This is a genomic window from Methylobacterium sp. E-025 (assembly GCF_022829705.1).
GTDB lineage: Bacteria > Pseudomonadota > Alphaproteobacteria > Rhizobiales > Beijerinckiaceae > Methylobacterium.
This window is the reverse complement of sequence record NZ_JAKSYR010000050.1, coordinates 1-25,799: the sequence shown is the minus strand read 5'-3', so window position 1 is coordinate 25,799 and position 25,799 is coordinate 1. Positions and strand designations below refer to the sequence as shown.

At 69.3% G+C, this 25,799-nt stretch carries 34 protein-coding genes and 2 pseudogenes; 31 read left to right on the top strand and 5 right to left on the bottom strand.

Annotation, left to right across the window (positions count from 1 at the left end):
• From tuf to rplQ, 31 genes and pseudogenes are all read left to right on the top strand, one after another.
• Window positions 1–138, top strand: a pseudogene (tuf, locus tag MKK64_RS04530) (elongation factor Tu); the annotation flags it as partial.
• Window positions 139–265: 127 nt separating this feature from the next.
• On the top strand, window positions 266–574 hold the full coding sequence (rpsJ, locus tag MKK64_RS04525) for a 30S ribosomal protein S10 (RefSeq protein WP_018044230.1): 309 nt from the start codon (window positions 266–268) through the stop codon (window positions 572–574).
• A gap of 50 nt (window positions 575–624) precedes the next feature.
• A complete protein-coding gene (gene rplC, locus MKK64_RS04520) occupies window positions 625–1,359 on the top strand; it encodes a 50S ribosomal protein L3 (protein WP_243932374.1) in 735 nt (244 codons plus the stop codon).
• Window positions 1,359–1,979 carry a 50S ribosomal protein L4 gene (gene rplD / locus MKK64_RS04515; protein WP_147842718.1) on the top strand — a complete coding sequence of 207 codons (621 nt, stop codon included), beginning with the start codon at window positions 1,359–1,361 and terminating at the stop codon, window positions 1,977–1,979. The genes rplC and rplD overlap by 1 nt, the downstream gene beginning before the upstream one ends.
• On the top strand, window positions 1,976–2,272 hold the full coding sequence (locus MKK64_RS04510) for a 50S ribosomal protein L23 (RefSeq protein ID WP_147725865.1): 297 nt from the start codon (window positions 1,976–1,978) through the stop codon (window positions 2,270–2,272). The genes rplD and MKK64_RS04510 overlap by 4 nt, the downstream gene beginning before the upstream one ends.
• A gap of 26 nt (window positions 2,273–2,298) precedes the next feature.
• A complete protein-coding gene (gene rplB, locus MKK64_RS04505) occupies window positions 2,299–3,135 on the top strand; it encodes a 50S ribosomal protein L2 (RefSeq protein WP_147842717.1) in 837 nt (278 codons plus the stop codon).
• Between the two features lie 5 nt (window positions 3,136–3,140).
• Entirely contained in the window at window positions 3,141–3,419 is a 279-nt protein-coding gene (rpsS, locus tag MKK64_RS04500) for a 30S ribosomal protein S19 (RefSeq protein WP_147725863.1), read from the top strand.
• Between the two features lies 1 nt (window position 3,420).
• Complete coding sequence (gene rplV, locus MKK64_RS04495) at window positions 3,421–3,807, top strand: 50S ribosomal protein L22 (protein WP_147725862.1); 387 nt, start codon at window positions 3,421–3,423, stop codon at window positions 3,805–3,807.
• A 10-nt stretch (window positions 3,808–3,817) separates the two neighbouring features.
• Window positions 3,818–4,558: a 30S ribosomal protein S3 gene (rpsC, locus tag MKK64_RS04490; RefSeq protein ID WP_147725861.1), complete on the top strand. Its 741-nt coding sequence runs from the start codon at window positions 3,818–3,820 to the stop codon at window positions 4,556–4,558.
• A 47-nt stretch (window positions 4,559–4,605) separates the two neighbouring features.
• Window positions 4,606–5,019 carry a 50S ribosomal protein L16 gene (rplP, locus tag MKK64_RS04485; protein WP_147725860.1) on the top strand — a complete coding sequence of 138 codons (414 nt, stop codon included), beginning with the start codon at window positions 4,606–4,608 and terminating at the stop codon, window positions 5,017–5,019.
• 13 nt (window positions 5,020–5,032) lie between these two features.
• Window positions 5,033–5,248, top strand: a complete 216-nt coding sequence (gene rpmC / locus MKK64_RS04480) for a 50S ribosomal protein L29 (RefSeq protein ID WP_147725859.1) — start codon at window positions 5,033–5,035, stop codon at window positions 5,246–5,248.
• An 11-nt stretch (window positions 5,249–5,259) separates the two neighbouring features.
• Entirely contained in the window at window positions 5,260–5,523 is a 264-nt protein-coding gene (rpsQ, locus tag MKK64_RS04475; RefSeq protein ID WP_147725858.1) for a 30S ribosomal protein S17, read from the top strand.
• 258 nt (window positions 5,524–5,781) lie between these two features.
• A complete protein-coding gene (locus MKK64_RS04470) occupies window positions 5,782–7,200 on the top strand; it encodes an AAA family ATPase (protein WP_243932373.1) in 1,419 nt (472 codons plus the stop codon).
• Between the two features lie 268 nt (window positions 7,201–7,468).
• Window positions 7,469–7,837, top strand: a complete 369-nt coding sequence (gene rplN / locus MKK64_RS04465; RefSeq protein WP_147725857.1) for a 50S ribosomal protein L14 — start codon at window positions 7,469–7,471, stop codon at window positions 7,835–7,837.
• Complete coding sequence (gene rplX / locus MKK64_RS04460; protein ID WP_147842714.1) at window positions 7,837–8,151, top strand: 50S ribosomal protein L24; 315 nt, start codon at window positions 7,837–7,839, stop codon at window positions 8,149–8,151. The genes rplN and rplX overlap by 1 nt, the downstream gene beginning before the upstream one ends.
• A complete protein-coding gene (rplE, locus tag MKK64_RS04455) occupies window positions 8,144–8,710 on the top strand; it encodes a 50S ribosomal protein L5 (RefSeq protein ID WP_147725855.1) in 567 nt (188 codons plus the stop codon). The genes rplX and rplE overlap by 8 nt, the downstream gene beginning before the upstream one ends.
• 43 nt (window positions 8,711–8,753) lie before the next feature.
• Complete coding sequence (gene rpsN, locus MKK64_RS04450; protein ID WP_147725854.1) at window positions 8,754–9,059, top strand: 30S ribosomal protein S14; 306 nt, start codon at window positions 8,754–8,756, stop codon at window positions 9,057–9,059.
• A 10-nt stretch (window positions 9,060–9,069) separates the two neighbouring features.
• Window positions 9,070–9,465: a 30S ribosomal protein S8 gene (gene rpsH, locus MKK64_RS04445; RefSeq protein ID WP_147725853.1), complete on the top strand. Its 396-nt coding sequence runs from the start codon at window positions 9,070–9,072 to the stop codon at window positions 9,463–9,465.
• A 23-nt stretch (window positions 9,466–9,488) separates the two neighbouring features.
• Window positions 9,489–10,022, top strand: a complete 534-nt coding sequence (rplF, locus tag MKK64_RS04440) for a 50S ribosomal protein L6 (RefSeq protein ID WP_147725852.1) — start codon at window positions 9,489–9,491, stop codon at window positions 10,020–10,022.
• 12 nt (window positions 10,023–10,034) lie between these two features.
• On the top strand, window positions 10,035–10,397 hold the full coding sequence (gene rplR / locus MKK64_RS04435; RefSeq protein WP_147842713.1) for a 50S ribosomal protein L18: 363 nt from the start codon (window positions 10,035–10,037) through the stop codon (window positions 10,395–10,397).
• 96 nt (window positions 10,398–10,493) lie between these two features.
• Window positions 10,494–11,081, top strand: coding sequence for a 30S ribosomal protein S5 (rpsE, locus tag MKK64_RS04430; protein WP_147725850.1), 588 nt, complete (start codon window positions 10,494–10,496; stop codon window positions 11,079–11,081).
• A gap of 12 nt (window positions 11,082–11,093) precedes the next feature.
• Complete coding sequence (rpmD, locus tag MKK64_RS04425) at window positions 11,094–11,285, top strand: 50S ribosomal protein L30 (RefSeq protein WP_147725849.1); 192 nt, start codon at window positions 11,094–11,096, stop codon at window positions 11,283–11,285.
• A 10-nt stretch (window positions 11,286–11,295) separates the two neighbouring features.
• Window positions 11,296–11,820 carry a 50S ribosomal protein L15 gene (gene rplO / locus MKK64_RS04420; protein ID WP_147842712.1) on the top strand — a complete coding sequence of 175 codons (525 nt, stop codon included), beginning with the start codon at window positions 11,296–11,298 and terminating at the stop codon, window positions 11,818–11,820.
• Between the two features lie 137 nt (window positions 11,821–11,957).
• Window positions 11,958–13,301: a preprotein translocase subunit SecY gene (secY, locus tag MKK64_RS04415; RefSeq protein WP_147725847.1), complete on the top strand. Its 1,344-nt coding sequence runs from the start codon at window positions 11,958–11,960 to the stop codon at window positions 13,299–13,301.
• A gap of 191 nt (window positions 13,302–13,492) precedes the next feature.
• Entirely contained in the window at window positions 13,493–14,095 is a 603-nt protein-coding gene (locus MKK64_RS04410; protein WP_147842710.1) for an adenylate kinase, read from the top strand.
• Window positions 14,096–14,115: 20 nt separating this feature from the next.
• Window positions 14,116–14,352: a hypothetical protein gene (locus tag MKK64_RS04405; protein WP_147725845.1), complete on the top strand. Its 237-nt coding sequence runs from the start codon at window positions 14,116–14,118 to the stop codon at window positions 14,350–14,352.
• A 304-nt stretch (window positions 14,353–14,656) separates the two neighbouring features.
• Complete coding sequence (rpsM, locus tag MKK64_RS04400) at window positions 14,657–15,025, top strand: 30S ribosomal protein S13 (protein ID WP_147725844.1); 369 nt, start codon at window positions 14,657–14,659, stop codon at window positions 15,023–15,025.
• Window positions 15,026–15,197: 172 nt separating this feature from the next.
• Window positions 15,198–15,587: a 30S ribosomal protein S11 gene (gene rpsK / locus MKK64_RS04395; RefSeq protein ID WP_147725843.1), complete on the top strand. Its 390-nt coding sequence runs from the start codon at window positions 15,198–15,200 to the stop codon at window positions 15,585–15,587.
• A gap of 17 nt (window positions 15,588–15,604) precedes the next feature.
• A complete protein-coding gene (locus MKK64_RS04390) occupies window positions 15,605–16,477 on the top strand; it encodes an MBL fold metallo-hydrolase (protein ID WP_243932371.1) in 873 nt (290 codons plus the stop codon).
• Window positions 16,478–16,582: 105 nt separating this feature from the next.
• A complete protein-coding gene (locus MKK64_RS04385) occupies window positions 16,583–17,602 on the top strand; it encodes a DNA-directed RNA polymerase subunit alpha (protein ID WP_147725841.1) in 1,020 nt (339 codons plus the stop codon).
• Window positions 17,603–17,751: 149 nt separating this feature from the next.
• Entirely contained in the window at window positions 17,752–18,168 is a 417-nt protein-coding gene (gene rplQ, locus MKK64_RS04380) for a 50S ribosomal protein L17 (RefSeq protein ID WP_147725840.1), read from the top strand.
• A 193-nt stretch (window positions 18,169–18,361) separates the two neighbouring features.
• Here the strand turns inward: rplQ and MKK64_RS04375 are convergent, their stop codons facing one another.
• The 5 genes and pseudogenes from MKK64_RS04375 to MKK64_RS04355 form a co-directional block, all read right to left on the bottom strand.
• The gene (locus MKK64_RS04375; RefSeq protein ID WP_243932370.1) at window positions 18,362–20,227 is read right to left on the bottom strand and encodes a response regulator; all 1,866 of its coding nucleotides are present in this window, start codon (window positions 20,225–20,227) and stop codon (window positions 18,362–18,364) included.
• On the bottom strand, window positions 20,224–21,957 hold the full coding sequence (locus MKK64_RS04370; protein ID WP_243932369.1) for a response regulator: 1,734 nt from the start codon (window positions 21,955–21,957) through the stop codon (window positions 20,224–20,226). Before MKK64_RS04370 ends, MKK64_RS04375 begins: the two co-directional genes overlap by 4 nt.
• The gene (gene cheB, locus MKK64_RS04365) at window positions 21,954–23,030 is read right to left on the bottom strand and encodes a chemotaxis-specific protein-glutamate methyltransferase CheB (protein ID WP_313898887.1); all 1,077 of its coding nucleotides are present in this window, start codon (window positions 23,028–23,030) and stop codon (window positions 21,954–21,956) included. Before cheB ends, MKK64_RS04370 begins: the two co-directional genes overlap by 4 nt.
• The gene (locus MKK64_RS04360) at window positions 23,027–25,384 is read right to left on the bottom strand and encodes a response regulator (RefSeq protein WP_243932368.1); all 2,358 of its coding nucleotides are present in this window, start codon (window positions 25,382–25,384) and stop codon (window positions 23,027–23,029) included. Before MKK64_RS04360 ends, cheB begins: the two co-directional genes overlap by 4 nt.
• 16 nt (window positions 25,385–25,400) lie before the next feature.
• Window positions 25,401–25,799, bottom strand: a pseudogene (locus MKK64_RS04355) (hypothetical protein); the annotation flags it as partial.

Here is a 25,799-nt window from a genome sequence, read left to right as displayed (position 1 = left end):
ATGGTGATGCCGGGCGACAACGTGACCATGGACGTCACGCTGATCGTGCCGGTGGCCATGGAGGAGAAGCTGCGCTTCGCCATCCGCGAGGGCGGCCGAACCGTCGGCGCCGGCGTCGTCGCCGCCATCAACGCGTAGTCGTCAGACAGATCGGCCCTTCGTCTCCCGGGACGAAGGGCCGGTGCCCGGACACAGCATCCGTCAGGGGACGATTGAGGGAAGGGCCCTCGCGCCCGCCCAACACGTTTCCGTCGAGGTTTAGGTCATGAACGGTCAAAACATCCGCATCCGCCTGAAGGCGTTCGATCATCGCATCCTGGATGCGTCCACCCGCGAGATCGTCTCCACTGCCAAGCGGACCGGCGCGACCATCCGCGGCCCGATCCCGCTGCCGACCCATATCGAGAAGTTCACGGTCAACCGCTCGCCGCACATCGACAAGAAGTCGCGCGAGCAGTTCGAGATGCGCACCCACAAGCGCGTGCTCGATATCGTCGATCCGACCCCCCAGACCGTGGACGCGCTGATGAAGCTCGACCTCGCTGCTGGCGTGGACGTGGAGATCAAGCTCTAAGCCCCGCCGGGTTTAGAGCTTACCGTTTCATCGCGCGAGGGAGACACCTTATGCGCTCAGGCGTCATTGCACAGAAGGTCGGCATGACCCGGATCTTCACGGAGGCGGGGGAACACGTTCCATGCACCGTGCTCAAGATCGAACAATGCCAGGTGGTCGCCCACCGCACCGTCGAGAAGAACGGCTACGTCGCCGTCCAGCTCGGCGTCGGCAAGGCGAAGGTCAAGAACGTCTCGGCCGCCGAGCGTGGCCGCTTCGCGGTCGCCAAGGTCGAGCCGAAGCAGAAGATCGCCGAGTTCCGCGTGTCCGAGGACGCGCTGATCCCGGTGGGCGCCGAGATCACGGCCGATCACTTCATCCCGGGCCAGTTCGTCGACGTGACGGGCACGACCACGGGTAAGGGGTTCGCCGGCGGCATCAAGCGCTGGAACTTCGGCGGTCTGCGCGCCACCCACGGCGTGTCGATCTCGCACCGCTCGATCGGTTCGACCGGCGGCCGTCAGGATCCGGGCAAGACCTTCAAGAACAAGAAGATGCCCGGTCACATGGGCGTCGACCGCGTGACCACGCAGAACCTGCGCGTCGTCCGCACGGACGTCGAGCGCGGCCTGATCCTGGTCGAGGGTGCGGTTCCCGGCGTCGCCGGCGGCTGGATCCAGATCCGGGACGCGGTGAAGCGCAAGCTTCCGGCCGAAGTTCCCCAGCCCGGCAAGTTCCGTGAGAACGCCGCGTCGGCTGCCCCGCAATCCGCCCCCGAGGCGCCCGCTGCCGAGGAGAACGCGTGATGAAGCTCGATATCACCACCCTCGACGGCGCCGGCGCCGGCTCGGTGGAGCTCGACGAGGCCATCTTCGGCCTCGAGCCCCGCGCCGACCTGCTCCAGCGCATGGTGCGCTGGCAGCTCGCCAAGCGTCGTGCCGGCACCCACGCCGTGCAGAACCGCTCGGACGTGAACCGGACCCGCAAGAAGCTGTACAAGCAGAAGGGCACCGGCAACGCGCGTCACGGCGCAGCCTCGGCTCCGCAGTTCCGCGGCGGCGGCCGTGCGTTCGGCCCGGTCGTCCGCGACCACGGCCACGACCTTCCCAAGAAGGTCCGTGCCCTGGCCCTGCGTCACGCCCTGTCGGCCAAGGCCAAGGCCTCGACCCTCATCGTCGTCGACGACATCAAGATCGAGGACCACAAGACCAAGGGTCTCGTCGAGCGCTTCGGCAAGATGGGTCTCTCGAGCGCGCTGATCATCGGCGGCGCCGAGGTCGACGAGAACTTCGGCCGCGCCGCCCGCAACATCCCGATGATCGACGTGCTGCCCGTGCAGGGCATCAACGTCTACGACATCCTGCGCCGCGACACGCTCGTGCTGACCCGCGCCGCGATCGACGCGCTGGAGGAGCGTTTCAAATGAGTGCCGATCCGCGCCACTACGACATCATCGTCTCCCCGGTCATCACCGAGAAGGCGACGAACCTCACCGAGCAGAACAAGGTCGTCTTCCGGGTCGCTCCGAAGGCCACCAAGCCGCAGATCAAGGAAGCGGTCGAGAAGCTGTTCGACGTCAAGGTCACGGCGGTGAACACCCTCGTGACCAAGGGCAAGAAGAAGATCTTCCGCGGCATGCGCGGACAGCGTTCGGACGTGAAGAAAGCGGTCGTGACCCTCGCCGAAGGTGACACGATCGACGTCACGACCGGCCTCTGACATAGACCGGGTAGGGATTTAAGCCGATGGCCTTGAAGACATTCAAACCGGTCACGCCGAGCCTGCGCCAGCTCGTGCTGGTCGACCGCCGTGAGCTCTACAAGGGCAAGCCGGTGAAGGCGCTGACCGAGGGCAAGTCGTCCTCGGGCGGCCGCAACAACCTCGGGCGGATCACCGTCCGCTTCCGCGGCGGCGGTCACAAGCGCTCGCTCCGTCTCGTCGACTTCAAGCGTCGGTCGCAGCCGGGCGTGTCGGCGACCGTCGAGCGGATCGAGTACGATCCGAACCGCACGGCGTTCATCGCGCTGATCAACTACCCGGACGGCAAGCAGAGCTATATCATCGCTCCGCAGCGCCTTCAGCCGGGCGACAAGGTGGTCTCGGGCGAGGGCGTCGACATCAAGCCGGGCAATGCCGGGCCGATCGGCGGCATGCCGGTGGGCACGATCGTGCACAACATCGAGCTGAAGATTGGCAAGGGCGGCGCCGTCGCCCGCTCCGCCGGCAACTACGCTCAGATCGTCGGGCGCGACCAGGGCTACGTGACGCTCCGCCTGAACTCCGGCGAGCAGCGCCTGGTCCACGGCCAGTGCTACGCGACGGTGGGTGCGGTCTCGAACCCGGACCACATGAACATCTCGCTCGGCAAGGCCGGGCGCAACCGGTGGCTCGGCAAGCGTCCGCACGTCCGCGGCGTGGCCATGAACCCGGTCGACCACCCGCACGGCGGCGGCGAGGGACGCACCTCGGGCGGCCGTAACCCGGTGACGCCCTGGGGCGTGCCGACCAAGGGGAAGAAGACCCGCTCGAACAAGCGGACCGACGTCTTCATCCTGTCCAGCCGCCACAACCGCAAGAAGTAACCATCATGGCACGCTCACTCTGGAAGGGGCCGTTCGTCGACGGCTACCTCTTCAAGAAGGCCGAGGCGGCTCGCGGGTCGAGCCGGAACGAGGTCATCAAGATCTGGAGCCGTCGCTCCACCATCCTGCCGCAGTTCATCGGGCTCACCTTCGGTGTGCACAATGGGCAGAAGCACATCCCGGTCTACGTCTCCGAGGAAATGGTCGGTCACAAGTTCGGCGAGTTCTCGCCGACCCGCACCTTCCACGGCCACGCGGCCGACAAGAAGGCGAAGAGGCGCTGACATGGGCAAGCAAGCCACCCCCCGCGCGCTGCCCGAGAACGAGGCCAAGGCCGTGGCACGGATGCTCCGTGTCTCGCCCCAGAAGCTCAACCTCGTCGCGCAGATGATCCGCGGCAAGAAGGTCGAGTCGGCGCTCGCCGACCTCGAGTTCTCCCGCAAGCGCATCTCGACCGAGGTCAAGAAGTGCCTCGAGAGCGCGATCGCCAACGCCGAGAACAACCACGATCTGGACGTCGACGACCTCGTCGTCACCCAGGCCTTCGTGGGCAAGGCGCTGGTCCTGAAGCGCTTCCACGCCCGCGCCCGCGGCCGCGGCGCGCGCATCCTGAAGCCTTTCTCGAACCTCACCATCGTGGTTCGCGAAGTCCGCACCGCCGAAGCGGCCTGAGGAGAATCTGATGGGTCAGAAAGTCAACCCGATCGGTCTCCGGCTCGGCATCAACCGGACCTGGGATTCCCGCTGGTTCGCCGGCAAGACCGAATACGTCAAGCTGATGCACGAGGACGTCGCGATCCGCGCCGCCCTCATGAAGCAGCTCAAGCAGGCGGCGGTCTCCAAGATCGTCATCGAGCGCCCGCACCGGAAGTGCCGCGTCACCATCCACTCGGGCCGTCCGGGCGTGGTGATCGGCAAGAAGGGCGCCGACATTGAGAAGCTGCGCAAGCTGGTCAACACGATGACCAAGGCCGACGTGACCATCAACATCGTCGAGGTGCGGAAGCCCGAGATCGACGCCGTGCTGGTGGCCGACTCGATCGCGCAGCAGCTCGAGCGCCGCGTCGCCTTCCGTCGCGCCATGAAGCGCGCCGTGCAGTCGGCGATGCGCCTCGGGGCCGAGGGCATCCGGATCAACTGCTCCGGCCGTCTCGGCGGCGCCGAGATCGCCCGCCAGGAATGGTACCGCGAGGGCCGCGTGCCCCTGCATACGCTGCGCGCCGACGTCGACTACGGCACAGCCACCGCGTTCACGACCTACGGAACGTGCGGCATCAAGGTCTGGGTGTTCAAGGGCGAGATCCTCGAGCACGACCCGATGGCGCAGGATAAGAAGGCGCAGGAAGAGGGCGGCCGTTCGGGCGGTCGTCGCGAGCGCGATGGCGAGGGTGACCGCGGTCGCGGTCGCCGCGATCACGCCTAAGCGCGATCGTCGGACCCCCGAGCCAAGGAAGGTGTTGAGAGGCTGCCATGTTGCAACCCAAGAAGACCCGGTTTCGTAAGCAGTTCAAAGGTCGCATCTCCGGTGCGGCCAAGGGCGGCTTCGACCTGAATTTCGGCCAGTTCGGCCTGAAGGCGGTGGAGCCCGAGCGCATCACCGCGCGCCAGATCGAGGCGGCCCGCCGCGCGATCACCCGTGAGATGAAGCGTCAGGGCCGGGTCTGGATCCGGATCTTCCCCGACGTTCCGGTCACGTCGAAGCCGACCGAAGTCCGCATGGGCTCTGGCAAGGGCGCGCCCGAGTACTGGGCCGCCCGCGTCCACCCGGGCCGCATCATGTTCGAGGTCGACGGTGTCGCCGAGGACATCGCGAAGGAGGCGCTCCGCCTGGGCGCCGCCAAGCTGCCCATCCGCACGCGCGTCGTGCAACGCATCGCCGACTAAAGGGAGGCAGATCATGAAGTCGTCACAGAGACAGTCGGATCTCGCCGCCCTGTCGCCGGACCAGCTGAGCGACGAGCTGCTGAACCTCAAGAAGGAGCAGTTCAACCTGCGCTTCCAGGGGGCCACCGGCCAGCTCGAGAACGTCGCCCGCGTCCGCGAAGTCCGTCGCGACATCGCCCGCGTCCGCACCCTGCAGCGTCAGAAGACGCTGCAGGCGACGTCGGCCTGAGGAGTTTCAACATGCCGAAGCGCGTATTGCAGGGCGTCGTCGTCAGCGACAAGGGCGAGAAGACCATCGTCGTGAAGGTGGAGCGCCGCTTCACCCACCCGGTGATGAAGAAGACCGTTCGCCGCTCGAAGAACTACCATGCCCACGACGAGGCGAACGCCGCCAAGGTCGGGGCCACGGTGTTCATCGAGGAGTGCCGGCCCTTCTCCAAGACCAAGACCTGGAAGCTCGTCGAGGGCGAAGCCGCGTCGGCCGAGGCTCCCGCGGCCGCCTGATCGTCTTGGACGGACCGTGAGACGGGCGCAGGATGCTGCGCCCGTTTTTTCGTGTCCGCAGCATCGGCGATGCGGATGCACTTCAGCCCGACCCTTGACGGTCCCTGCATCGGGGGCGCTCATGCCGCCGATGCCGGTTCTCGGCTGCGGGCCGCACAGACCGGTGGCGCTTTTCCCGTCTCATCGCACATGCCTCATGAGGAACGGCCGTTGCGCTTCGGCGACGGGGGACGCCTCCTTGGAATGAGGGTGGGCCGCATGTGGGAAAACGCCAATCACGCCTGGGAAGCCTTCGTCGGCTTCTTCGGCGCCGAGGACGTCAAAGGGATCGTCAGCTCAAGGCGCCAGTTCGGTGTTCACCTCTTGCCGGACCTGCAGGCGGCGATCCTTACGCTGGTGACGCCGCACGCTCCGATCCTGTTGGGGGTGCACCAGCCCTATGATCACCGTCCTCTCACGATCTCCGCTCTGCTGGTCCGAAGCGGCGATGCTGTCGTCGCGCTCACGCCGTTGCAGTATCGCGACGTTGATGTCGGGGAGACCGACCCGTTTCCGGCCCTGAACACCGGCCTCTGGCTGTTCCGCGTCGCCGACAAGCCGGTCGCGGTGTTCATGTCCCAATACAGTACTTCCCAAGAGGGGACGTTCGCCCAGGTCGAGGTCGCCACGCTCCCGGGACCGGAGTCGCAGGCCTTCGCGCGCGATTTCCTGGGGGCGGTTCAGGAGGCGAGCGCCAACTCGGCGCTGTATCGCGGCAAGGTTCTCTCCTTCGAGAGCGGATCCGACTATTCGGGCATGCGCGCGGGCATGTCCGTTCACAAGTTGTCGCCGGTGGCCCGCGAGGCGGTCATCCTCGACGACGCGACGATGGGGCGCCTGGATCGGCACATCTTCGCCTTCGACCGCCACCGGCAGGGCTTGCGCCGCCTCGGGCAATCCGTCCGAAAGGGCCTGCTCCTCTACGGGCCGCCCGGCACCGGTAAGACCCACCTGATCCGGTATGTCGCGTCGAACCTTCCAGATCGGACCACGATCCTGATCACGGCGGAACAGGTCCAGTACCTGACCCGGTACATGCTGATCGCGCGCACCCTCCAGCCGAGCATCGTCGTCCTGGAGGACGTCGATCTGGTCGGCCGGTCGCGGGAGGGCATGAACAGCCCGAAGACGGAAGTCCTGCTGAACCGGCTGCTCAACGAGATGGACGGCCTGGGCGACGATGCGAACATCCTCTTCCTCCTGACCACCAACCGGCCCGAGGAGATCGAGGACGCGCTCGCTTCACGTCCGGGACGCGTCGACGAGGCGATCGAGATCGCGAATCCCGACGCCGCCTGCCGGGCGCGGCTGATCGCCCTCTACGGAGGCGCCCTGCAATTCGAGGAGGGCGCCATCGACGACGCGGTCGCGCTGTCGGAGGGAGCGAGCGCGGCCTTCGTCAAGGAGATGGTGCGCCGCCTGGCCCAGGCTTCGCTTTCGCTGAGAAGCGCCGAGATCCTGGACAGTGCCATGGTGAACCGTGCCATGGTCGCGGCCGTCTTTGGCGAGGTCGTGGAGAACGGAAACCGGATCGGCCGCCGAATCGTCGGTCTGTCGAATGCTCCGAAGCACGCCGGGCGTGCCGGCGCCCCACCCCTCGACGGCTGCGGCGAGGATCTAAAACTCGGCACGGATTAGGCAGAGGGCCGCCCAGAACGTCTTCCACCCGACGGCCGGCGCGGAAAGTCTTGCGCCCCTGCGCCCCGTGGTGTAGTGGGCACCCCTTCGCGACATGTGAGAGGGGTGTTCGCGCCCTTCGTACGCGGTGACCGCGCCGGCGCTGGACAAGCGCCGATAGCGCGGTCTGTCATATGAGCCGGGGACATCAGATCCCCATCAGGCGTCGTCCGCCGGGCAATACCGCCCGTGTGCGGAAACCCGCCTGAAACAAGGAAAGGTCACTCCTGTGATCCAGATGCAGACGAATCTGGACGTCGCCGACAACTCGGGTGCGCGTCGCGTGATGTGCATCAAGGTGCTGGGCGGGTCGAAGCGGCGCTATGCCGGCGTGGGCGACATCATCGTCGTGTCCATCAAGGAGGCGATCCCGCGCGGCCGCGTCAAGAAGGGCGACGTCATGAAGGCGGTGGTCGTGCGGACCGCCAAGGAAGTGAAGCGTCCCGACGGTTCGGTGATCCGCTTCGACAAGAACGCGGCCGTGCTGATCAACAATCAGAAGGAGCCGATCGGGACCCGCATCTTCGGGCCGGTGCCGCGCGAGCTGCGCGCCCGCAACCACATGAAGATCATCTCGCTGGCTCCGGAGGTGCTGTGATGGCAGCCAAGATCAAGAAGGGCGACACCGTCGTCGTCCTCACCGGTCGCGATTCCGGTCGCTCCGGCGAGGTCATCCAGGTGATGCCGAAGGACGACAAGGCGCTCGTCCGCGGGATCAACCTGGTCAAGAAGCACCAGAAGCAGAGCCAGAACCAGGAAGGCGGCATCATCTCGAAGGAGGCCGCGATCCAGCTCTCGAACCTCGCGTTGCAGGACGCGAACGGTAAGCCGACCCGCGTGGGTTTCCGCATCCTCGAAGACGGCCGCAAGGTCCGCTTCGCCAAGACCACGGGGGATCAGATCGATGGCTGAGGCCAACAAGGACGCTTACGTCCCGCGCCTGCGCGCCCACTACGACGAGGTCATCCGCCAGAAGCTCATCGAGCAGTTCGGCTACAAGAACCCGATGCAGGTTCCGCGGATCGACAAGATCGTCATCAACATGGGCGTCGGCGAGTCCACCGCGGACTCGAAGAAGGCCACCGTCGCCGCCGGCGACCTTGCGCTGATCGCCGGCCAGAAGCCGGTCATCACCAAGGCCCGCAAGCCGATCGCGACCTTCAAGGTCCGCGAGGGCATGCCGATCGGCTGCAAGGTCACCCTGCGCCGCCAGAAGATGTACGAGTTCATGGATCGCCTCGTCACGATCGCGCTGCCGCGCGTCCGCGACTTCCGCGGCCTGAACCCGAAGTCGTTCGACGGCCGCGGCAACTACGCGCTCGGCCTCAAGGAGCACCTCGTGTTCCCGGAGATCTCCTACGACAAGGCCGAGCAGACCTGGGGCATGGACATCGTCGTCGCCACCACCGCCACCACCGACGAGGAAGCCCGCGCTCTCCTCGCCGCCTTCCAATTCCCGTTCCGGCAGTAGGCGTCCCTCGGGATACCTAGACGCGGACACCGGAGGATAGACAATGGCAAAGAAGAGTTCAGTCGAACAGAACAACCACCGGAAGGAGCTGGTCAAGCGCTTCGCTGCGAAGCGCCAGGCCCTGCTCGCGACCGCTAACGACGAGTCCCTCGAGATGGAGGAGCGCTTCGAGGCGCGCCTCAAGCTCGCGGAGCTTCCCCGCAACTCGTCGCCGACCCGCGTGCGCAACCGGTGCGAGATCACCGGCCGGCCGCGCGCCTATTACCGCAAGATGGGCGTCTCGCGTATCGCGCTGCGCGAGCTCGGGAACCGGGGCCTGATCCCGGGCCTCGTCAAGTCGAGCTGGTAAGGAGGCACCCATGGTCAACGATCCCGTGGGCGATATGCTCACCCGCATCCGCAACGGCCAGATGCGCCGTCGCAACGTCGTCTCGACGCCCGGCTCGCGCCTCCGCGCGAACGTCCTGAACGTGCTGAAGTCGGAAGGCTACATCCGCGACTTCGCGACCACCGAACTCGGCAACGGCCGGACGGAGTTCGCGATCGAGCTGAAGTACTACGACGGCCAGCCCGTCATCCGCTCGATCCAGCGCGTGTCGAAGCCCGGCCGCCGCGTCTACTCGGCCGTCGGCGATCTGCCGCGCGTCGCCGACGGTCTCGGCGTCACCATCGTGTCCACCCCGCAGGGCGTCATGGCCGACCACGAGGCGCGCGAGCGCAACGTCGGCGGCGAAGTGCTCTGCAAGGTGTTCTGATCCCCGGATAAGGAGAGAGGCAGATGTCTCGCGTAGGCAAGAAGCCCGTCCCCGTTCCGGCCGGCGTCACCGCGTCGGTCACGGGTCAGACGGTGAAGATGAAGGGCTCGAAGGGCGAGCTGCAGTTCGTGGTTCCCTCGCTGGTCGACGTGGCGCTCGAGGACGGCGCGATCACGGTGACCCCGAAGGACCAGTCCAAGGCGGCGCGTTCGCTCTGGGGCACCTCGCGGGCCCAGGTCGCGAACCTCGTCGAGGGCGTGTCCAAGGGCTTCGAGAAGAAGCTCGAGATCACCGGCGTCGGCTATCGCGCCGCGATGGCCGGCAAGGCGCTCAAGCTCTCGCTCGGGTACAGCCACGACATCGAGTACCAGATCCCGGCCGGCATCACGATCGTGACGCCGAAGCCGACGGAGATCACGATCTCCGGCATCGACCGCCAAGTCGTCGGCCAGGTCGCCGCGGAGATCCGCGACTACCGCGGTCCCGAGCCCTACAAGGGCAAGGGCGTGAAGTACGCCGGCGAGTTCATCTTCCGCAAGGAAGGCAAGAAGAAGTAAGGGGGCTGAGACATGTCACGCAAACTCGAAGCCCTCGATCGCCGCAAGGCGCGGGTGCGCCGGGCGCTCCGCGCCTCCGCCAACGGCCGGCCGCGCCTGTCGGTGTTCCGCTCGTCGAAGCAGATCTACGTTCAGGTCATCGATGATGCGGCGGGCGTCACGCTCGCCGCCGCCTCGTCGATCGACAAGGGCCTGCGCGCCGACCTGAAGACCGGCGCCGACGTCGCCGCCGCCTCGGCGGTGGGCAAGCTCGTCGCCGAGCGTGCCAAGGCCGCCGGCGTCTCGAAGGTCGTGTTCGACCGCTCGGGCTACCAGTACCACGGCCGGATCAAGGCTCTGGCCGAAGCCGCCCGCGAGGGTGGCCTCGACTTCTAAATCTCGGCGGTGCGGAGGCGGCGTGTCCGCCTCCGGCGATGACGATTCAAGCGAGCGGGCCCGCCGCCCGCGCCAGTGAGATGAAACGGAAGCAACATGGCACGTGAACGTGAAGGCGGTGGCCGCGGCCGCCGCGACGACCGCGAGGAGCGCGACAGCGAGTTCGTGGACAAGCTCGTCCACATCAACCGCGTCGCCAAGGTGGTGAAGGGCGGCCGTCGCTTCGGCTTCGCCGCGCTCGTCGTCGTCGGCGACCAGAAGGGCCGCGTCGGCTTCGGCCACGGCAAGGCCCGCGAAGTCCCCGAGGCGATCCGCAAGGCGACCGAAGCCGCCAAGCGCGGCCTCGTCCGCATCTCGCTCCGTGAGGGCCGGACGCTGCACCACGACGTGCAGGGCCGTCACGGCGCCGGCAAGGTGATCCTCCGCGCGGCTCCGCAGGGCACCGGCATCATCGCCGGCGGCCCGATGCGCGCCGTGTTCGAGACGCTCGGCATGCAGGACGTCGTGGCCAAGAGCCTCGGCTCCTCGAACCCCTACAACCTCGTGCGCGCCACCTTCGAGGCGCTGAAGAACGAGGACAGCCCGCGCTCGGTCGCCGGTCGTCGCGGTCTCAAGGTGTCCACGCTCCAGGCGCGGCGCACCGATTCGGACCCGTCCGACCAGTCCGAAGCCGCAGTCGCGTAAGGGGAGGGCAGCATGGCTAGCAAGACTGTCCGCGTGGAGCAGATCGGTTCCCCGATCCGCCGCGAGGCCTCCCAGCGCCAGACGCTGGTGGGCCTGAAGCTGAACAAGCTTCACCGTGTCTCCGAGCTCGAAGACACCCCCGCCGTTCGCGGCATGATCCGAAAGGTCGCGCACCTCGTGCGCGTCCTCGACGACGCGGCTTGAGGAGGGCGCGATGAAGCTCAACGAGATCCGCGACAACGAAGGCGCAACCAAGAACCGGATGCGCGTCGGCCGAGGCATCGGCTCCGGCAAGGGCAAGACCGCAGGGCGCGGCGTGAAGGGTCAGAAGGCCCGGACCGGCGTGGCCATCAAGGGCTTCGAGGGCGGCCAGATGCCGCTTCACCGTCGCCTGCCGAAGCGCGGCTTCAACAACCTCTACTCGACCGACCTCAACGAGGTGAATCTCGGCCGGGTGCAGCAGGCGATCGACGCCGGCAAGCTCGACAAGGCCGCGACCGTGACGGTCGAGGCCCTCGTGCAGGCCGGGATCATCGCCCGTCCCCGCGACGGCGTGAAGCTGCTCGGCGTCGGCGAGCTGACCGCGAAGGTCGCCTTCGAAGTGACCCGCGCGTCGAAGTCGGCGGTCGAGGCGGTCGAGAAGGCCGGCGGCAGCGTCGTCGTCGCCTACGGCGCCGGCGTCTCGGTCCGCGGCAAGGGTGGCAAAGACTTGGGCGGCAAGGGCGAAGCGACCGCCTGAGCGCGGTTGCCTCGCCGGGAGCGACCCCTTAAGTCGAAGCTTCCAGCGGCGGCCCGTGCGACCTCGCATGCGGCCGCCGCTCCCGTTTTCAGGGATGCCCCGCGGCTCCCTCGTGACCCATCATCAGGACACAGGCCATGGCCTCAGCCGCCGAGCAGCTCGCCGCGAACCTCAATTTCGGTGCCATCGCGAAGGCGGATGAGCTCAAGAAGCGCATCTGGTTCACCCTCGGCGCGCTCGTGGTGTTCCGGCTCGGGACCTATATTCCGATCCCCGGCATCGACCCGGAGCAGTTCGCGCGCAACTTCCAGCAGCAGGCCGGCGGCGTGCTCGGGCTGTTCAACATGTTCTCCGGCGGTGCCGTCGAGCGCATGGCGATCTTCGCGCTCAACATCATGCCGTACATCTCGGCCTCGATCATCATCCAGCTGCTCACCTCGGTGATCCCGAGCCTCGAGACGCTGAAGAAGGAGGGCGAGTCCGGCCGCAAGGTCATCAACCAGTACACCCGCTACCTCACGGTGGTGCTGGCGCTGGTCCAGTCCTGGGGCATCGCCGTCGGCCTCCAGGGGTCGAGCGCCGCGATCGATCCCGGCCCGTTCTTCCTCGCCTCGACCGTGATCACGCTCACCGGCGGCACGCTGTTCCTGATGTGGATCGGCGAGCAGATCACCTCGCGCGGCATCGGCAACGGCTCGTCGCTGATCATCTTCGCCGGCATCGTCGCCCACCTGCCGACCGCCATCATCGGTGCGCTCGAGCTGTCGCGCACCGGCGCGCTGTCCTCGGCGGTAATCCTCGGCGTCGGCGTCGCCGCGATCGGCCTCGTCTACTTCATCGTGTTCATGGAGCGCGCCCAGCGCCGGCTGCTGATCAACTATCCCAAGCGCCAGGTCGGCAACCGGATGTACGAGGGCCAGACCTCGTTCCTGCCCTTGAAGCTCAACACCTCGGGCGTGATCCCGCCGATCTTCGCCTCGTCGCTCCTGCTGCTCCCGGCCACCGTGGCGAGCTTCTCGGCCAACCAGGGCACCGGCGTGCTGGCGACGGTCACGACCTATCTCGGCCACGGCCGTCCGCTCTACATGGCGCTCTACGCCGCGCTGATCATCTTCTTCGCGTTCTTCTACACCGCGGTGGTCTTCAACCCGCAGGAGACCGCCGACAATCTGAAGAAGCATGGCGGCTTCATCCCCGGCATCCGGCCCGGCGAGCGCACCGCGGCGTTCATCGACAAGGTGCTGACGCGCATCACCCTGATCGGCGCGCTCTACCTGACCTTCGTCTGCCTGGTGCCGGAGATCATCGCCTCCTACGCCTCTGCCAGCCTCGGATTCGGCGGCACGTCGCTGCTCATCGTCGTGTCGGTGACGATGGACACCGTGGCGCAGATCCACGGGCACCTGATGGCGCACCAGTACGAGGGCCTCGTCAAGAAGGCCAAGCTGCGCGGCGCGTCGACGACCCAGCGGCGGCGCTGAGCGGCACGTCGGGCGATACGGCTCGGCGACACGAGATACACAATCGCCGGAATGACGAGTGGACAGCGATTTGCCCGCTCGCCCGTCCGGCGGAAGCCGCTACAAGCAACGCCGACGCGGGAACGACGCCGATACGGCGTCGCCGCGCGCCAAGAAGCCCTGAGAGACGGGCACGGACGAGGATAACGCCCATGCGGATCATTCTGCTCGGACCACCCGGCGCGGGGAAGGGGACACAGTCCGAGCGGATCGTCGCGCGATTCGGCATCCCGCAGCTCTCCACTGGCGACATGCTGCGCGCGGCCGTCGCTGCCGGAACACCGGTCGGACTCCAGGCGAAGGCAGTGATGGAGAGCGGCGGCCTCGTGTCCGACGCGATCGTCGTCGGCATCGTCGCCGACCGGATCGAGGAGGCGGATGCGCGCGGCGGGTTCATCCTCGACGGCTTTCCCCGCACCGTCGAGCAGGCCAAGGCCCTCGACGTGATGCTGGACGAGAAGGGCCTGCATCTCTCGACCGTGATCGAGTTCAAGGTCGATGAGAAGGTCTTGGTCGGCCGCATCGCCAAGCGGGCGGAGGAGACCGCCGCCCGCGGACAGCCGGTGCGGAAGGACGACACCCCCGAGGTGTTCGCCTCGCGTCTCGAGGCCTACCGGATCCAGACCGCCCCGCTCTCGGCCTATTACGAGCGCGCCGGGATGCTGCAGACCGTGGACGGCATGGCGCCGATCGACGCGGTGACAGATTCGCTGATGGCGATCCTCGAGTCGCATCGCGAAGGCGTGGCGTCCTGAAGCCATCCTTCCGGGGACCCATGATCATGTCGACGCATGCGGCTCGGGCGATCCTCGCAGCGCTGACCCTGACAGTCGGCGCGATGCCGATGGCGGCGTGGGCCGGCCCGGCGCAATCGTATCAGTACGAGCGGCAGACGACCGGCCGCCTGTGCAGGCCGCCGCTGAAGTTCGCGGCCGGCGCGTGCGTGCGGCGCTGCCCGGCGGGCTTTCGCGACAACGGCGGGTATTGCCGCCAGCTGAACCAGCGCTTCTGACGTCGACCCGAAGACACCCACGCCCCTGCGGTTCGCCAGGTGACGCGATGGGAACGATGCAGCGCGCCGGGCGCGCCCGCCGGGCCCGGCGCGGCGCCTTATCGTGCCGAACCGTTGACATCACCGCCGGCCCGCGCTAGCAGGCCGGTCTTCGTCTGCACAGCCGTTGGTCCGAGGTGCCCTCCAAGGGGCGGCCGCGGGCCGATTTGTCGTTGACGGGCGTGCAGGGGCCGGCCTCCACCGGACGCACGCTTTCCCACAGGACGGCCCGGGCGATCGCCCGTACGCCACATGGAGCATGACCTTGGCCCGTATCGCCGGCGTTAACATCCCGACCAACAAGCGCGTCGTCATCGCGCTCCAGTACATCCACGGCATCGGCGCGAAGAAGGCCGAGGAGATCACGGAGAAGGTCGGCATCCCGGCCGAGCGCCGCGTGAACCAGCTCACCGACGCCGAGGTGCTGCAGATCCGCGAGACGATCGATCGCGACTACCTCGTCGAGGGCGACCTTCGCCGCGACGTCTCGATGAACATCAAGCGCCTGATGGACCTCGGCTGCTACCGCGGCCTGCGCCATCGTCGCAACCTGCCGGTCCGCGGCCAGCGCACGCACACCAACGCGCGCACCCGCAAGGGCAAGTCCAAGCCGATCGCCGGCAAGAAGAAGTAAGCTTACGAATTCGGAGGCTGCGCGCGGCGCGGCCTCCCATGCATCGTGCCGGATCTCCCTCGACGGGAGCCGGCGTGACGGGGCGGCGCTCCGCAAATGTGCCGACCGAACCCATACGAGAATCCCGAGCACCTGGAATTACGGGTGCGCTTGAAGGACAGGTATCGAAAAGATGGCCAAGGAACCGACCCGCGTCCGCCGGCGCGAACGCAAGAACATCGTCTCGGGCGTGGCGCACGTCGCCGCCTCGTTCAACAACACGATGATCACCATCACCGACGCGCAGGGCAACACGATCTCGTGGTCCTCCTCGGGCGCCATGGGCTTCAAGGGCTCGCGGAAGTCGACCCCCTACGCCGCGCAGGTCGCCGCCGAGGACGCGGCCCGCAAGGCCGCCGAGCACGGCATGCGCACCCTCGAGGTCGAGGTCTCCGGGCCCGGCTCGGGCCGCGAGTCGGCGCTCCGCGCCCTCCAGGCCGCGGGCTTCACCGTGACCTCGATCCGCGACGTCACCTCGATCCCGCACAACGGCTGCCGCCCGCGCAAGCGTCGGCGCGTCTGAGGCGGACGGAGACACACGTGGCCGATACGAAGATCCTTCCCGGCGTCAAGCGCTGGAGCGTCGGTGACATCACGCTCACCGTGCTCAACGACGGCTGGTTTCAGGGCTCCCTCGATCTCGTCACGGGCATCTCGAAGGACGAGGCCGGCGCGCTGCAGCGCGCCGGCTTCCGTACGCAGGAGCCGCGGGTGATGCTCAACGCATTCCTGCTGACGGGCCCCGGCCGCAAGCCGGTGCTGATCGATTCCGGCTACGGGTCGTTCGGTCCGCCGACCATGGGTCGCGTGCCCGCAGCGCTCGCCGTCGCGGGCGTGGCGCCCGAGGCGATCGAGACCGTTCTCGTCACGCACTGCCATCCCGACCATATCGGTGGGCTGGTGGTCGACGGGAAGGCCGCCTACCCGAACGCGGAGATCGTGCTGCATTCGGACGAGGCGGCGTACTGGCTCCCCGATGCGGCGCTCGCCGCCGCACCGGACGGGGCAAAGCCGTATTTCGAGAACGCCCGCAAGGCGCTGGCACCCTATGCCGGCCGGGTGCGCGAGCAGTCCGGCGGGGAAGTCCTGCCGGGCATCACCGCGGTGCACCTGCCCGGCCATACGCCGGGCCATTGCGGTTTCCGGATCGTTGCGGGGGACAAGTCGCTCCTGGTGTTCACCGATGTGGTGCACCTGCCGGCGATCCAGTTCAAGCAACCCGAGGCGGGCGTCGGCTTCGATGTCGACGGCGACCAGGCACGGGCGACCCGCAAGGCGATCCTCGCGGATCTCGCGGCCGACGGGACCCGCATCGCCGGCTCGCATCTCGAATTCCCGGCCGTCGGCACCGTGACGCGGGATGGGGACGGATACCGGTTCGTGCCGGATCTCTGGGTCGCCGACGAGGCGTAGGCCCGGAGCAATCTTTTAGGGACCGACCGACGCTGAGGGGCAGCGTCGATCGGCCGAAGCGCGGACCCGGACGTCGCGGGTTCGTGCGTCAGGAGAGGTAGGATCGTGGTCATTCAGAAGAACTGGCAAGAGCTGATCAAGCCCAACAAGCTGCAGGTCTCGACCGGCGACGACCCGAAGCGGGTCGCCACCGTCGTCGCCGAGCCGTTGGAGCGCGGCTTCGGCACGACGCTCGGCAACTCGCTGCGCCGGGTGCTGCTGTCCTCCCTCCAGGGCGCGGCCGTGACCTCGGTCCAGATCGACGGCGTCCTGCATGAATTCTCCTCGATCCCGGGCGTCCGCGAGGACGTCACCGACATCGTCCTGAACATCAAGACGATCGCCATCCGCTCGCAGACCGACGCCCCGAAGCGCATGACCCTGCGCAAGACCGGCCCGGGCCTCGTCACCGCCGGCGACATCGGCACGGTCGGCGACATCCAGATCCTGAACCCCGACCTCGTGATCTGCACGCTGGACGACGGCGCCGAGATCCGGATGGAGTTCACGGTCGCCACCGGCAAGGGCTACGTGCCGGCCGAGCGCAACCGCCCCGAGGACGCGCCGATCGGCCTGATCCCGGTGGACGCGCTGTTCTCGCCGGTGACCAAGGTCAGCTACCGCATCGAGACCACCCGTGAGGGCCAGGATCTCGACAAGGACAAGCTGACGATGACCGTCGAGACCAACGGTGCGGTGTCGCCGGAGGATGCGCTGGCCTACGCGGCGCGCATCATCCAGGACCAGCTCCAGGTGTTCGTGAACTTCGAGGATCCGCGCAAGGAGGAGGCCGCGCCGCTCGCGCCGCAGCTGCCCTTCAACCCGGCGCTGCTCAAGAAGGTCGACGAGCTCGAGCTTTCTGTGCGTTCGGCGAACTGCCTGAAGAACGACAACATCGTCTACATCGGCGACCTCATCCAGAAGTCCGAGGGCGAGATGCTGCGCACCCCGAACTTCGGCCGCAAGTCGCTCAACGAGATCAAGGAAGTGCTGGCCGGGATGGGTCTGCACCTCGGGATGGACATCCCCGGCTGGCCGCCGGAGAACATCGAGGATCTCGCCAAGCGCTTCGAGGAGCACTACTGAGGGCGAATGGCGAGTAGGAGTAGCGAATAGGGGTGTCCGTAGGGCGCCCCGGTTCCGCTGCACTCTATTCGCTACTCGCTACTCCCTATTTGCCTTCAAGATGACGGTCGTACCGTGGCACGGCGACCGCAAAAACCAGGAGAGCCAACATGCGTCACGGATTCCGCGGTCGTCGTTTCAACCGCACCACCGAGCACCGCAAGGCGATGTTCGCCAACATGTCCGCCGCGCTGATCAAGCACGAGCAGATCATCACCACGCTGCCGAAGGCCAAGGACCTGCGCCCGGTCATCGAGAAGCTGATCTCGCTCGGCCGCATCGACAGCGTCCACACCCGCCGTCTCGCCATGTCGCAGATCCGCGACCACGACATGGTCAAGAAGCTCTTCACGGTGCTCGGCCCGCGCTACACGGCCCGTCCGGGCGGCTACTGCCGCATCATGAAGGCCGGCTTCCGCAAGGGCGACAACGCCCCGCTCGCCGTGATCGAGTTCGTCGACCGCGACGTCAGCGCCCGCGGCAAGGATTCGGGCCCGGTGCTCGGCGGCGAGAGCGAAGCGGCCTGATCGGCGCCTCGACAGCACGAGTTCGAAGAAAGGCGGCCGAGAGGCCGCCTTTTTCGTTGGCCCGAGGCCGTTGCGCGATGCTCGTCCCGAGAGGACCGCGATGCGGCGAGCGCATACGGTCGAGGCCGGCGTTTCTCGGGGACGGACGCGCTTCGAACGCGTTTCCGTCGGGACGGACGGCCGGGCCGACGCGTCAGGCGCCGGGCGGGTCGCCCAGCAGCAAGGAGACGCGGCGGGCGAGCTCGGCCGACTGGAACGGCTTCGTCAGCACCGGCAGGTCGTGCGGGATCTCCACCGCCTCCGCGTGCCCCGTCAGGATCAGCACAGGGACCTCGGACCAGCGGCTCCGCACCTCGGCCGCCAGCTCGACGCCGGTCATGCCGGGCATCGCGAGGTCGGCGACCACGAGGTCGAAGCGGCGCTGCTCCATCAGCGCGAGCGCGGCCGCGCCGTCCGAGGCCTCGATCTCGTCGTAACCGAACCCGTTGAGGAACGAGGCGGTGACGTGCCGGACCTCGGCGTCGTCGTCCACCACCAGGATGGCCGCCGCGCGTGCCGCCGCCGGCGCGACCGCGACGTCGGCCTCGTCCGCCACGACGGCCGCGGAGGCCCGCGGCAGGGCGAGGTCGACGCGGGTGCCGTGCCCGACCCGGCTGTCGATCCGCAGGCGGCCGTGGGATTGCTGGGCGAGGCCGAACACCATCGCGAGGCCGAGGCCGGTGCCCTGGCCGACAGCCTTGGTGGTGAAGAACGGCTCGCAGACCCGCGCCAGGATCTCCGGCGGGATGCCTTCGCCGGCATCGCTCACCGATACGCCGACATAGGCCCCGCTCCGCACGTCCGGATCGTCCTCGATCGTCAGCGCCGCCGTCTCGATGACGATCACGCCGCCCTCGCGCATGGCGTCGCGGGCGTTGATGCAGAGGTTGAGGATCGCAAGCTCGAGCTGGTCGGGGTCGACCTGAACCGGGCCGAGATCGCTGCCGAGCCTGGTCTCGACGGTGACGAGCCCGCCGAGGCTGCGCCCGAGCAGCGCCGACATGCCCTCGACGAGGGCGTTCACGTCGGTCGGCCGGGCACGCAGGTCGTTGGCGCGGCTGAAGCTCAGCAGGCGCTTGGTCAGCGAGGCGCCGCGCTCGGCCGCGCCCCGCGCGTTCTCGATCAGCCGCAGCACGCGGGGCTGCTCATGAACCTTCGGCGCGGCGAGCTCGAGGCTGCCGAGGATCGCGGTCAGCAGGTTGTTGAAGTCGTGCGCGATGCCGCCGGCGAGTGTGCCGAGCGCCTGCATCTTGTCGGACTGGCGCAGGCGGGCCTCGAAGCCCTTCTGCTCGGTGACGTCGCGCTCGATCGTGGCGAGATGCGCGATCGCGCCGGAGGGGCCGCGGATCGGGACCCGGACCACGTGGCTCCAGCGCTCGGCGCCGATCGGCCCTTCCGCGGAGACGACGTCGCCGACCTCGCCCGAGCGGATCGCGGCGGCGTCGGCCTCGGCGCTCTCGGCGGCGCGCGTCCCGGGCAGCTCGGCTTCGCTGCGGCCGAGGCAGCCCGCGACGTCGAGGCCGAGCAGCGCCGCCTTTCGGGCGTTGACGCGCAGGAAGCGCCCGGCCGCGTCCTTGAACGAGATCGCGTCCTCGGAATGGTCGAGCAGGCCGCGCAGCAGGGCCCGCTCGGTGGCGAGTTCCCGTCCGAGCGCATGGCGCTCGAAGGCGTTGCGCACGGTGCCGCGCAGAAGGTCCGCGTCCCAGGGCTTGGCGACGTAGCCGCTGATCCCGCCGCGGTTCAGCGCGCCGATCACGGCGGTGATGTCGGCGTACCCGGTGAGCAGGATCGCCTGGGCTTCGTGGAACCCGCGCATCTCGGCCAGCAGCGCGTCGCCGGTCATGCCGGGCATGCGCTGGTCGGACAGGACGACGGCGATGTCGGGATCGTCGCGCAGGATGGCGAGGGCGTCCGCCGGCTTCGTCGTCGTGACGATGCGGTAGGTGTCCTCGAACAGGTCCTCGAGGGCGATCAGGATGTCCGGCTCGTCGTCGACGGCCAGGATCGTGCCTCTGGTCATACGGTCGCCGTCTGCCTCGGAATCCCGATCACGAAGCAGGCCCCGCCGCCGGGAGCCGTCTCCACCGTGAGCGAGCCGCTATGCGCCTGAACCACGCTGTAGGCAATCGCGAGGCCGAGCCCGGTTCCGGCCCCGACCGGCTTGGTGGTGAAGAACGGCTCGAAGATCTTCTCGCGCAGGTCCTCGGGGATGCCGGGGCCGGTGTCGCTGATCCGGATCAGGTCGGTCTCGGGCGTGGTCTCGGTGACGACGCGGATCCGCCCGCCCTCGGGCATCGCGTCGGCGGCGTTGCCGAGGATGTTCATCACCACCTGGTTGAGCAGCGCCGGGGTGCAATGGATCTCGGGGCGCCCCGCGAAGTCGCGCTCGACGGCGATGCGCGAGCCGAGCTTGTGCTGGATCAGCGCCAGCACCGTCTCGATCGCCTCCGGCACGTTGACCAGGGAGCGCTCGCCCTCGTCGAGCCGCGAGAACTTGCGCAGGTTCAGGACCAGGTCCTGGATGCGGGTCAGGCCCATGCGCATCGCACCGACGCGGTCGCGCGCCTTGGCCAGGCCCTTCTGCGCCGCGGGGTCGGATTCGGGCATCGGCAGCTCGCCGAGCACGCGCTCGACGGTGCCCTGATGCGCGAGGATGAAGGCCAGCGGGTTGTTGATCTCGTGGGCGATGCCGGCGACCAGCTCGCCGAGCGAGGCCATCTTGGCGGCCTGGACAAGCTTGGCCTGCGCGTCGGTGAGCTTGCGGTTGGCGAGCGCGAGGTCGTCGTTGGCGCGCTCGAGGGCGTCGGCCAGCCGAGCGCGCGCCTCTGCGGCCTCGGCCTCGGCGCGCGCGCGCTCGACCGCCTGCTGCCGGGCGCCGAACTCGCCGGCGATGCGGCGGTCGTCCTCCTCCAGGAAGCGGCGCCGCACGAGGCCGCGCACCCGCAGCGCCAGCACCTCGGCATCGGACTTCGAGACCACGTCGTCGGCGCCCGCGGCGTAGGCCTGGACGAGGAAATCCTTGGGGGGGTTGCTGCCGGCGACCCCGACGAGGTGGAACCCGGCGCCGGCCACCCGGACGCCGCGGCGCTGGTCGATGGCCCGGCACAGGGCGAGGCCGTCGAAGGCTGGGCCGAGCAGGTCGACGGTGACGCAGTCGAAGGCCGTCGCCTCGCCCTCGGCGTCGAGGACGGCGAGCGCCTCGTCCGGCCCGGCGCTGGCGGTGACGGCGTGGCCGTCCTGGCCGAGCAGGCCGGCGAGGAAGGTGCGGTAGGTGGCGCTGCCGTCGATCACCAGCACGCGCCCGCGCCGGAAGGCGGCGGCCGACGGGGTCTCGGCGCTGCCGGGCGCCACGCTGCCCAAGCGCTCGCGCAGGAGCGCGCGGATGCGCAGGATCAGCAGGTCGCGGTCGCCGGACTTGGCGACGTAGGCGTCGGCGCCGCTCTCGAGGCCCTGGCGCTCGCCGTCGCGGGCGCCGGTGAGCATCAGCAGGGGGAGGGCGCGGGTGCGCAGCGAGAGGCGCAGCTGGCGCGTCAGCTCGTCGCCGTTCATGCCCGGCAGGTGGTAGTCGGCGACGACGAGGTCGGGCAGGCCGTGGTTGAGGTGGTCGAGCGCGGCTTCCGCGGTCGGGCAGCGCTCGACCTGGAAGCCGTGGCTCTCCAGCAGCAAGCGAAGCTCCAGCGCCTGCGTCTCCGAATCCTCGACCAGGAGGATGCGGGCGGCCTCCGTCGTCGTGCCGGCGGTGCCGTTCATGCCGGCCGGTCCTGCGAGCCGGCCCCGGGCATGGCGAGCTTGAGGACATGGGCCGAGACGCGGTCGAGGGGCAGGACGGCGCGGGCGGCCTTCAGGCGCACGGCCGCCGCCGGCATGCCGTAGACGACCGCCGTGCTCTCGTGCTCGGCCACCGTCTGCGCGCCGGCGGCATGCATGTCGAGCAGGCCGAGCGCCCCGTCCTCGCCCATGCCGGTGAGCAGAACGCCGAGCCCCGTCGCGCCCGCCTGCCGCGCGACCGAGCGGAACAGCACGGTCGCCGCCGGTCGCTGGCCGGAGACCGGCAGGCTGTCGAGGATGCGCAGGATCCGGCCCGGCCCCAGCTCCAGGTGGCGGTCGCCCGGGGCGACGTAGACCCGGCCGGGCTCGGCCCGCTCGCCGTCGCGGGCGACCGTGACGGGCATCGGCACCACGCCGTCGAGCCAGGCCGCGAACCCGTCCATGAAGGCCGCGCCCATGTGCTGGACCACCAGCACCGGCAGCGGGAACGTCTCGGGCAGCGCCCCGATCACGCGGGCGAGCGCCGGCGGGCCGCCGGTGGAGGCGGCGATCGCCAGGACGGTCGGCGGCAGGTTCGCCGCGGGTGCGGACGCGGCCGCCGCGGTGCGCCCGAGCCACTCGGTGCCGATCGGGCGGCGGCGGATCACCGGGACCTGCGCCATGATGCGCAGCTGGGTGCAGATCTCGCCGGCGACCGCGTCGTAGCCGGCATGGGTCGTCGCCACCGGCTTCTCGACTACGGACAGCGCGCCGGCCCGCAGGGCGTTCATCGAGATGCGCAGCGAGGAATCCTCGACCGAATCGGCGATCACCACGATCGGCGTCGGGTGCTCGGACATGATGCGGCGGGTGGTCTCGAGCCCGTCGATGCCGGGCAGGCGGATGTCCATCGAGATCACGTCGGGCCGCACGCTGTCGATCGCCGACAGGGCCTCCTCGCCCGACGCGACGGCGGCGACGCAGGCGAGGCGGGGATCGCGGGAGAGGATGTGGCGCAGCAGCTCGCGCACCACCAGGCTGTCCTCGACCAGCATGACGCGGACCGGCTCGCTCACAACAGCTGCCCGATGGTGTCGAGGAGTTGGCGCTGGTCGAACTTCTGCTTGGTGAGGTAGGCGTCGGCGCCGAGGTCGAGGCCGCGGGCGACGTCGGCCGCGTCGCCCCGCGAGGTCATCAGTACCACCGGCAGGCGCGCGAACCGCGTCTCGGCGCGGATCGCGGCGAGCAGGCCGAAGCCGTCGAGCCGCGGCATCTCCACGTCGGCGAGCACGAGGTCGAACACCTCGATGTCGGCGTGCAGGCGATCGAGGGCGTCCTGGCCGTCGACGCACACGACCACGCGATAGCCGGCGGCTTCCAAGATGCCCTTCTCCAGGGTGCGGGTGGTGATCGAATCGTCGACGACGAGAATCGTCGCGCGGTGTTTCGAACGTGGCGCCTCCGCCAACGTTCCGCCAGCATCTGCGACCCCGTCGACCGGCCTCGCCGCCGCGCCGGCGGCACCCGCCCGCGCGGCGAGCCCGTCGGGATCGAGCACCAGGGCGGGCACGTCGCCGGGCAGGATGACGGTGCCGGCGACGAGCCCGGACTCGGCGCCGACCGGCGGCGCCGGCAGCACGAGGAGGGTGCGCACGTCGTGGAGCGCGTCGACGGCCAGCGCGAAGCGGCGGCCGCCGGCCCGCACCAGGATCGCGGTCAGGTGCGGGCTCGCGGAGGCAGGGCCGCCGAGGATCTCGGCCAGCGCGACGATCGGGAATGTCTCCTCGGCGCCGCCCGCGCCGGGCACGCGCAGCACCGGGCGGCCCATCGCCTGCGGCAGGCCGGCCCGATCGAGGCGCAGCAGGCGCTCGACCGCGGCGCTGGGCAGCGCGTAGGTCGCTCCACCCGCCTCGACGAGGAGCATCGCGCGTCGTGCCGCCGAGAGCGGCGCCGAGATGGTGAGGATGCTGCCCCAGGGCTCGCGCGGCTCCAGCCGGGCGCTGCCCTGGAGCGCGCGGGCGGCATCGGCGACCACCGAGAGGCCGAAGCCGCGCCCGGACAGGGCGTCGACCGCCGCGGCGGTCGAGAAGCCCGGCTCGAAGACCAGGGCGAGCAGGGCCTGCGGATCGGTCGGATCCCCCGGGGGGAGCAGCAAGCGGCGCAGGGCCGTCGCCTCGATCGCCGCGAGGTCGGGGCCGGGGCCATCGTCCGCCACCGACACGACGAGGCGGCCGCCGCGGATCGCGACCTCGAACAGGATCGCCGCCGCGTCGGGCTTTCCCGCCGCCCGGCGGATGTCGAGCGGTTCCGCGCCGTGGCTGAGCGCGTTGCGCAGGGCGTGCAGCACCGGGTCCTTGAGCGCCTGCAGCATCGCGCGGTCGACCGGCAGGTCGAGGCCGCGGACGGCGAGATCGATCTCGCGGCCCTGCTCGCGCGCGGTCTCGCGGAGCGAGCGCGGGAAGCTTCCGAACACGGTCTCGGCCGGCACCAGGGCGAGGCGCTCGGCCTGAAGGCCGACGCGGGCCGCCGCCCCCTCGACGGCACCGGCCGCCGCGACCTGACGGCGCGACAGGTCGGCCGCCTCCCGTGCCAGGCCGGCGAGGCTCGCCTCGACGCCGCGCATCTCGGTGCGGACGGCCTCCACCGCGAGGCCGACCGCTTCGTCCCTGTCCGACCCGGCATCGCGTCCGGCCTCCTGCCGCAGGAGCCGGGCGAGGTTGGACACCGCACCGCGCGCGAACGACGCCTCGGCCTGCCGCCGCAGGTCTTCGGACAGGCGCGCGAGCCGGGCGAGCCCGTCGGAGATCGCGGATCCGACGCCGAGCGTGCTCGCGAGCTCGTGGCTCGCCCGGGTCAGCGCCTCGACCGCGTCGGCGGGCACGCGCAGAAAGGCCGGGCCGGCCTCGGGGGGCGGCTCGACGCCGGACGGCGGCGCAGCGGGCGAGGAGGGCGCGGCGGATTTCGGCTCGGCGGGCGGTCTTGCCGAGACCGGCGGTTCGGCCTCGACCGGCGGCTCGATCTCCGCCGGCGAGGGTGTCGTCGCGTCCGGTGCCCGGGCGCCCGCGAGGCAGCGGTCGAGCGCCGCGATGGCGTCGGCCGGCATCGCGACGTCCGGGTCGGCCTTCATCCCGGCGACGTAGGCTTCGATGCGATCGAGGGCGAGATGGGTCGCGTTCCTGGCCTCGCGATCGAGGGCGGCGCCGGCCGAGACCTTTTCGAACAGGCTCTCCAGGCGATGCGCCACCGCCTCGACCGGCGGCAGGTCGACGGCCCGGGAGGCGCCCTTGAGGCTGTGGGCCCGGCGGAAGATGTCGTTCCAGTCGGGCGCGCGGCCGGTGCCGTCGGCTCCCAGAGCCGCGCGGATCGCATCGATGTGCTCGCGGTGCTCGACCTCGAAGGCCGCGAGCAGCAGCTGGCGGATGTCGGTCACGGCGTCCGCCCGCCGGTCAATGCCGGTAGCGTTCGGCGAGGGCCATGAGGGCTCCGGCGAGCTCGGTGAGGTTGGCCGAGGCCGCCTCGACCTCGCGGGTGCCGGCGGCGGTCTGCTGGCTCGCCTGGCGGATGTTCTGCAGGGCGCCCATCACCTGCTCGATGCCGAGCTGCTGCTGGTTGGTCGACGCCACGATCTGCGGGAAGTTCTGCATGTTCTCCTCCACCCGCCCGGGGATATCCTCGATCGTGCGCTGGGTCTTGTCGGTGCGCGCCTTGCCGGTGGCAGGCCGCTTGACCGCCTCCTCGGTCAGCATTACCGAGGTGTGGATGCCGCCCTGGCTATCCCAACGGATGCAGCGCACCTCCGGGGTAGCCGACTGAGTATGGTCCGTCAGCAGATTATTCTCCGAGGC

Bases quoted from the DNA above. Each gene is read 5' to 3' on its own strand.
- rpsN (WP_147725854.1), top strand. From the start codon at position 8,754: ATGGCAAAGAAGAGTTCAGTCGAACAGAACAACCACCGGAAGGAGCTG.
- rpsJ (WP_018044230.1), top strand. From the start codon at position 266: ATGAACGGTCAAAACATCCGCATCCGCCTGAAGGCGTTCGATCATCGC.
- rplC (WP_243932374.1), top strand. From the start codon at position 625: ATGCGCTCAGGCGTCATTGCACAGAAGGTCGGCATGACCCGGATCTTC.
- rpmC (WP_147725859.1), top strand. From the start codon at position 5,033: ATGAAGTCGTCACAGAGACAGTCGGATCTCGCCGCCCTGTCGCCGGAC.
- MKK64_RS04470 (WP_243932373.1), top strand. From the start codon at position 5,782: ATGTGGGAAAACGCCAATCACGCCTGGGAAGCCTTCGTCGGCTTCTTC.
- rpsS (WP_147725863.1), top strand. From the start codon at position 3,141: ATGGCACGCTCACTCTGGAAGGGGCCGTTCGTCGACGGCTACCTCTTC.
- rplD (WP_147842718.1), top strand. From the start codon at position 1,359: ATGAAGCTCGATATCACCACCCTCGACGGCGCCGGCGCCGGCTCGGTG.
- rplO (WP_147842712.1), top strand. From the start codon at position 11,296: ATGAAGCTCAACGAGATCCGCGACAACGAAGGCGCAACCAAGAACCGG.
- rpsH (WP_147725853.1), top strand. From the start codon at position 9,070: ATGGTCAACGATCCCGTGGGCGATATGCTCACCCGCATCCGCAACGGC.
- rpsC (WP_147725861.1), top strand. From the start codon at position 3,818: ATGGGTCAGAAAGTCAACCCGATCGGTCTCCGGCTCGGCATCAACCGG.
- rplX (WP_147842714.1), top strand. From the start codon at position 7,837: ATGGCAGCCAAGATCAAGAAGGGCGACACCGTCGTCGTCCTCACCGGT.
- rplP (WP_147725860.1), top strand. From the start codon at position 4,606: ATGTTGCAACCCAAGAAGACCCGGTTTCGTAAGCAGTTCAAAGGTCGC.
- MKK64_RS04510 (WP_147725865.1), top strand. From the start codon at position 1,976: ATGAGTGCCGATCCGCGCCACTACGACATCATCGTCTCCCCGGTCATC.
- rplE (WP_147725855.1), top strand. From the start codon at position 8,144: ATGGCTGAGGCCAACAAGGACGCTTACGTCCCGCGCCTGCGCGCCCAC.
- secY (WP_147725847.1), top strand. From the start codon at position 11,958: ATGGCCTCAGCCGCCGAGCAGCTCGCCGCGAACCTCAATTTCGGTGCC.
- MKK64_RS04375 (WP_243932370.1), bottom strand. From the start codon at position 20,227: ATGACCAGAGGCACGATCCTGGCCGTCGACGACGAGCCGGACATCCTG.
- MKK64_RS04410 (WP_147842710.1), top strand. From the start codon at position 13,493: ATGCGGATCATTCTGCTCGGACCACCCGGCGCGGGGAAGGGGACACAG.
- rpsK (WP_147725843.1), top strand. From the start codon at position 15,198: ATGGCCAAGGAACCGACCCGCGTCCGCCGGCGCGAACGCAAGAACATC.
- MKK64_RS04370 (WP_243932369.1), bottom strand. From the start codon at position 21,957: ATGAACGGCACCGCCGGCACGACGACGGAGGCCGCCCGCATCCTCCTG.
- MKK64_RS04405 (WP_147725845.1), top strand. From the start codon at position 14,116: ATGATCATGTCGACGCATGCGGCTCGGGCGATCCTCGCAGCGCTGACC.
- rplB (WP_147842717.1), top strand. From the start codon at position 2,299: ATGGCCTTGAAGACATTCAAACCGGTCACGCCGAGCCTGCGCCAGCTC.
- rplQ (WP_147725840.1), top strand. From the start codon at position 17,752: ATGCGTCACGGATTCCGCGGTCGTCGTTTCAACCGCACCACCGAGCAC.
- rplV (WP_147725862.1), top strand. From the start codon at position 3,421: ATGGGCAAGCAAGCCACCCCCCGCGCGCTGCCCGAGAACGAGGCCAAG.
- rpsQ (WP_147725858.1), top strand. From the start codon at position 5,260: ATGCCGAAGCGCGTATTGCAGGGCGTCGTCGTCAGCGACAAGGGCGAG.
- rplR (WP_147842713.1), top strand. From the start codon at position 10,035: ATGTCACGCAAACTCGAAGCCCTCGATCGCCGCAAGGCGCGGGTGCGC.
- rpsE (WP_147725850.1), top strand. From the start codon at position 10,494: ATGGCACGTGAACGTGAAGGCGGTGGCCGCGGCCGCCGCGACGACCGC.
- rplF (WP_147725852.1), top strand. From the start codon at position 9,489: ATGTCTCGCGTAGGCAAGAAGCCCGTCCCCGTTCCGGCCGGCGTCACC.
- rpmD (WP_147725849.1), top strand. From the start codon at position 11,094: ATGGCTAGCAAGACTGTCCGCGTGGAGCAGATCGGTTCCCCGATCCGC.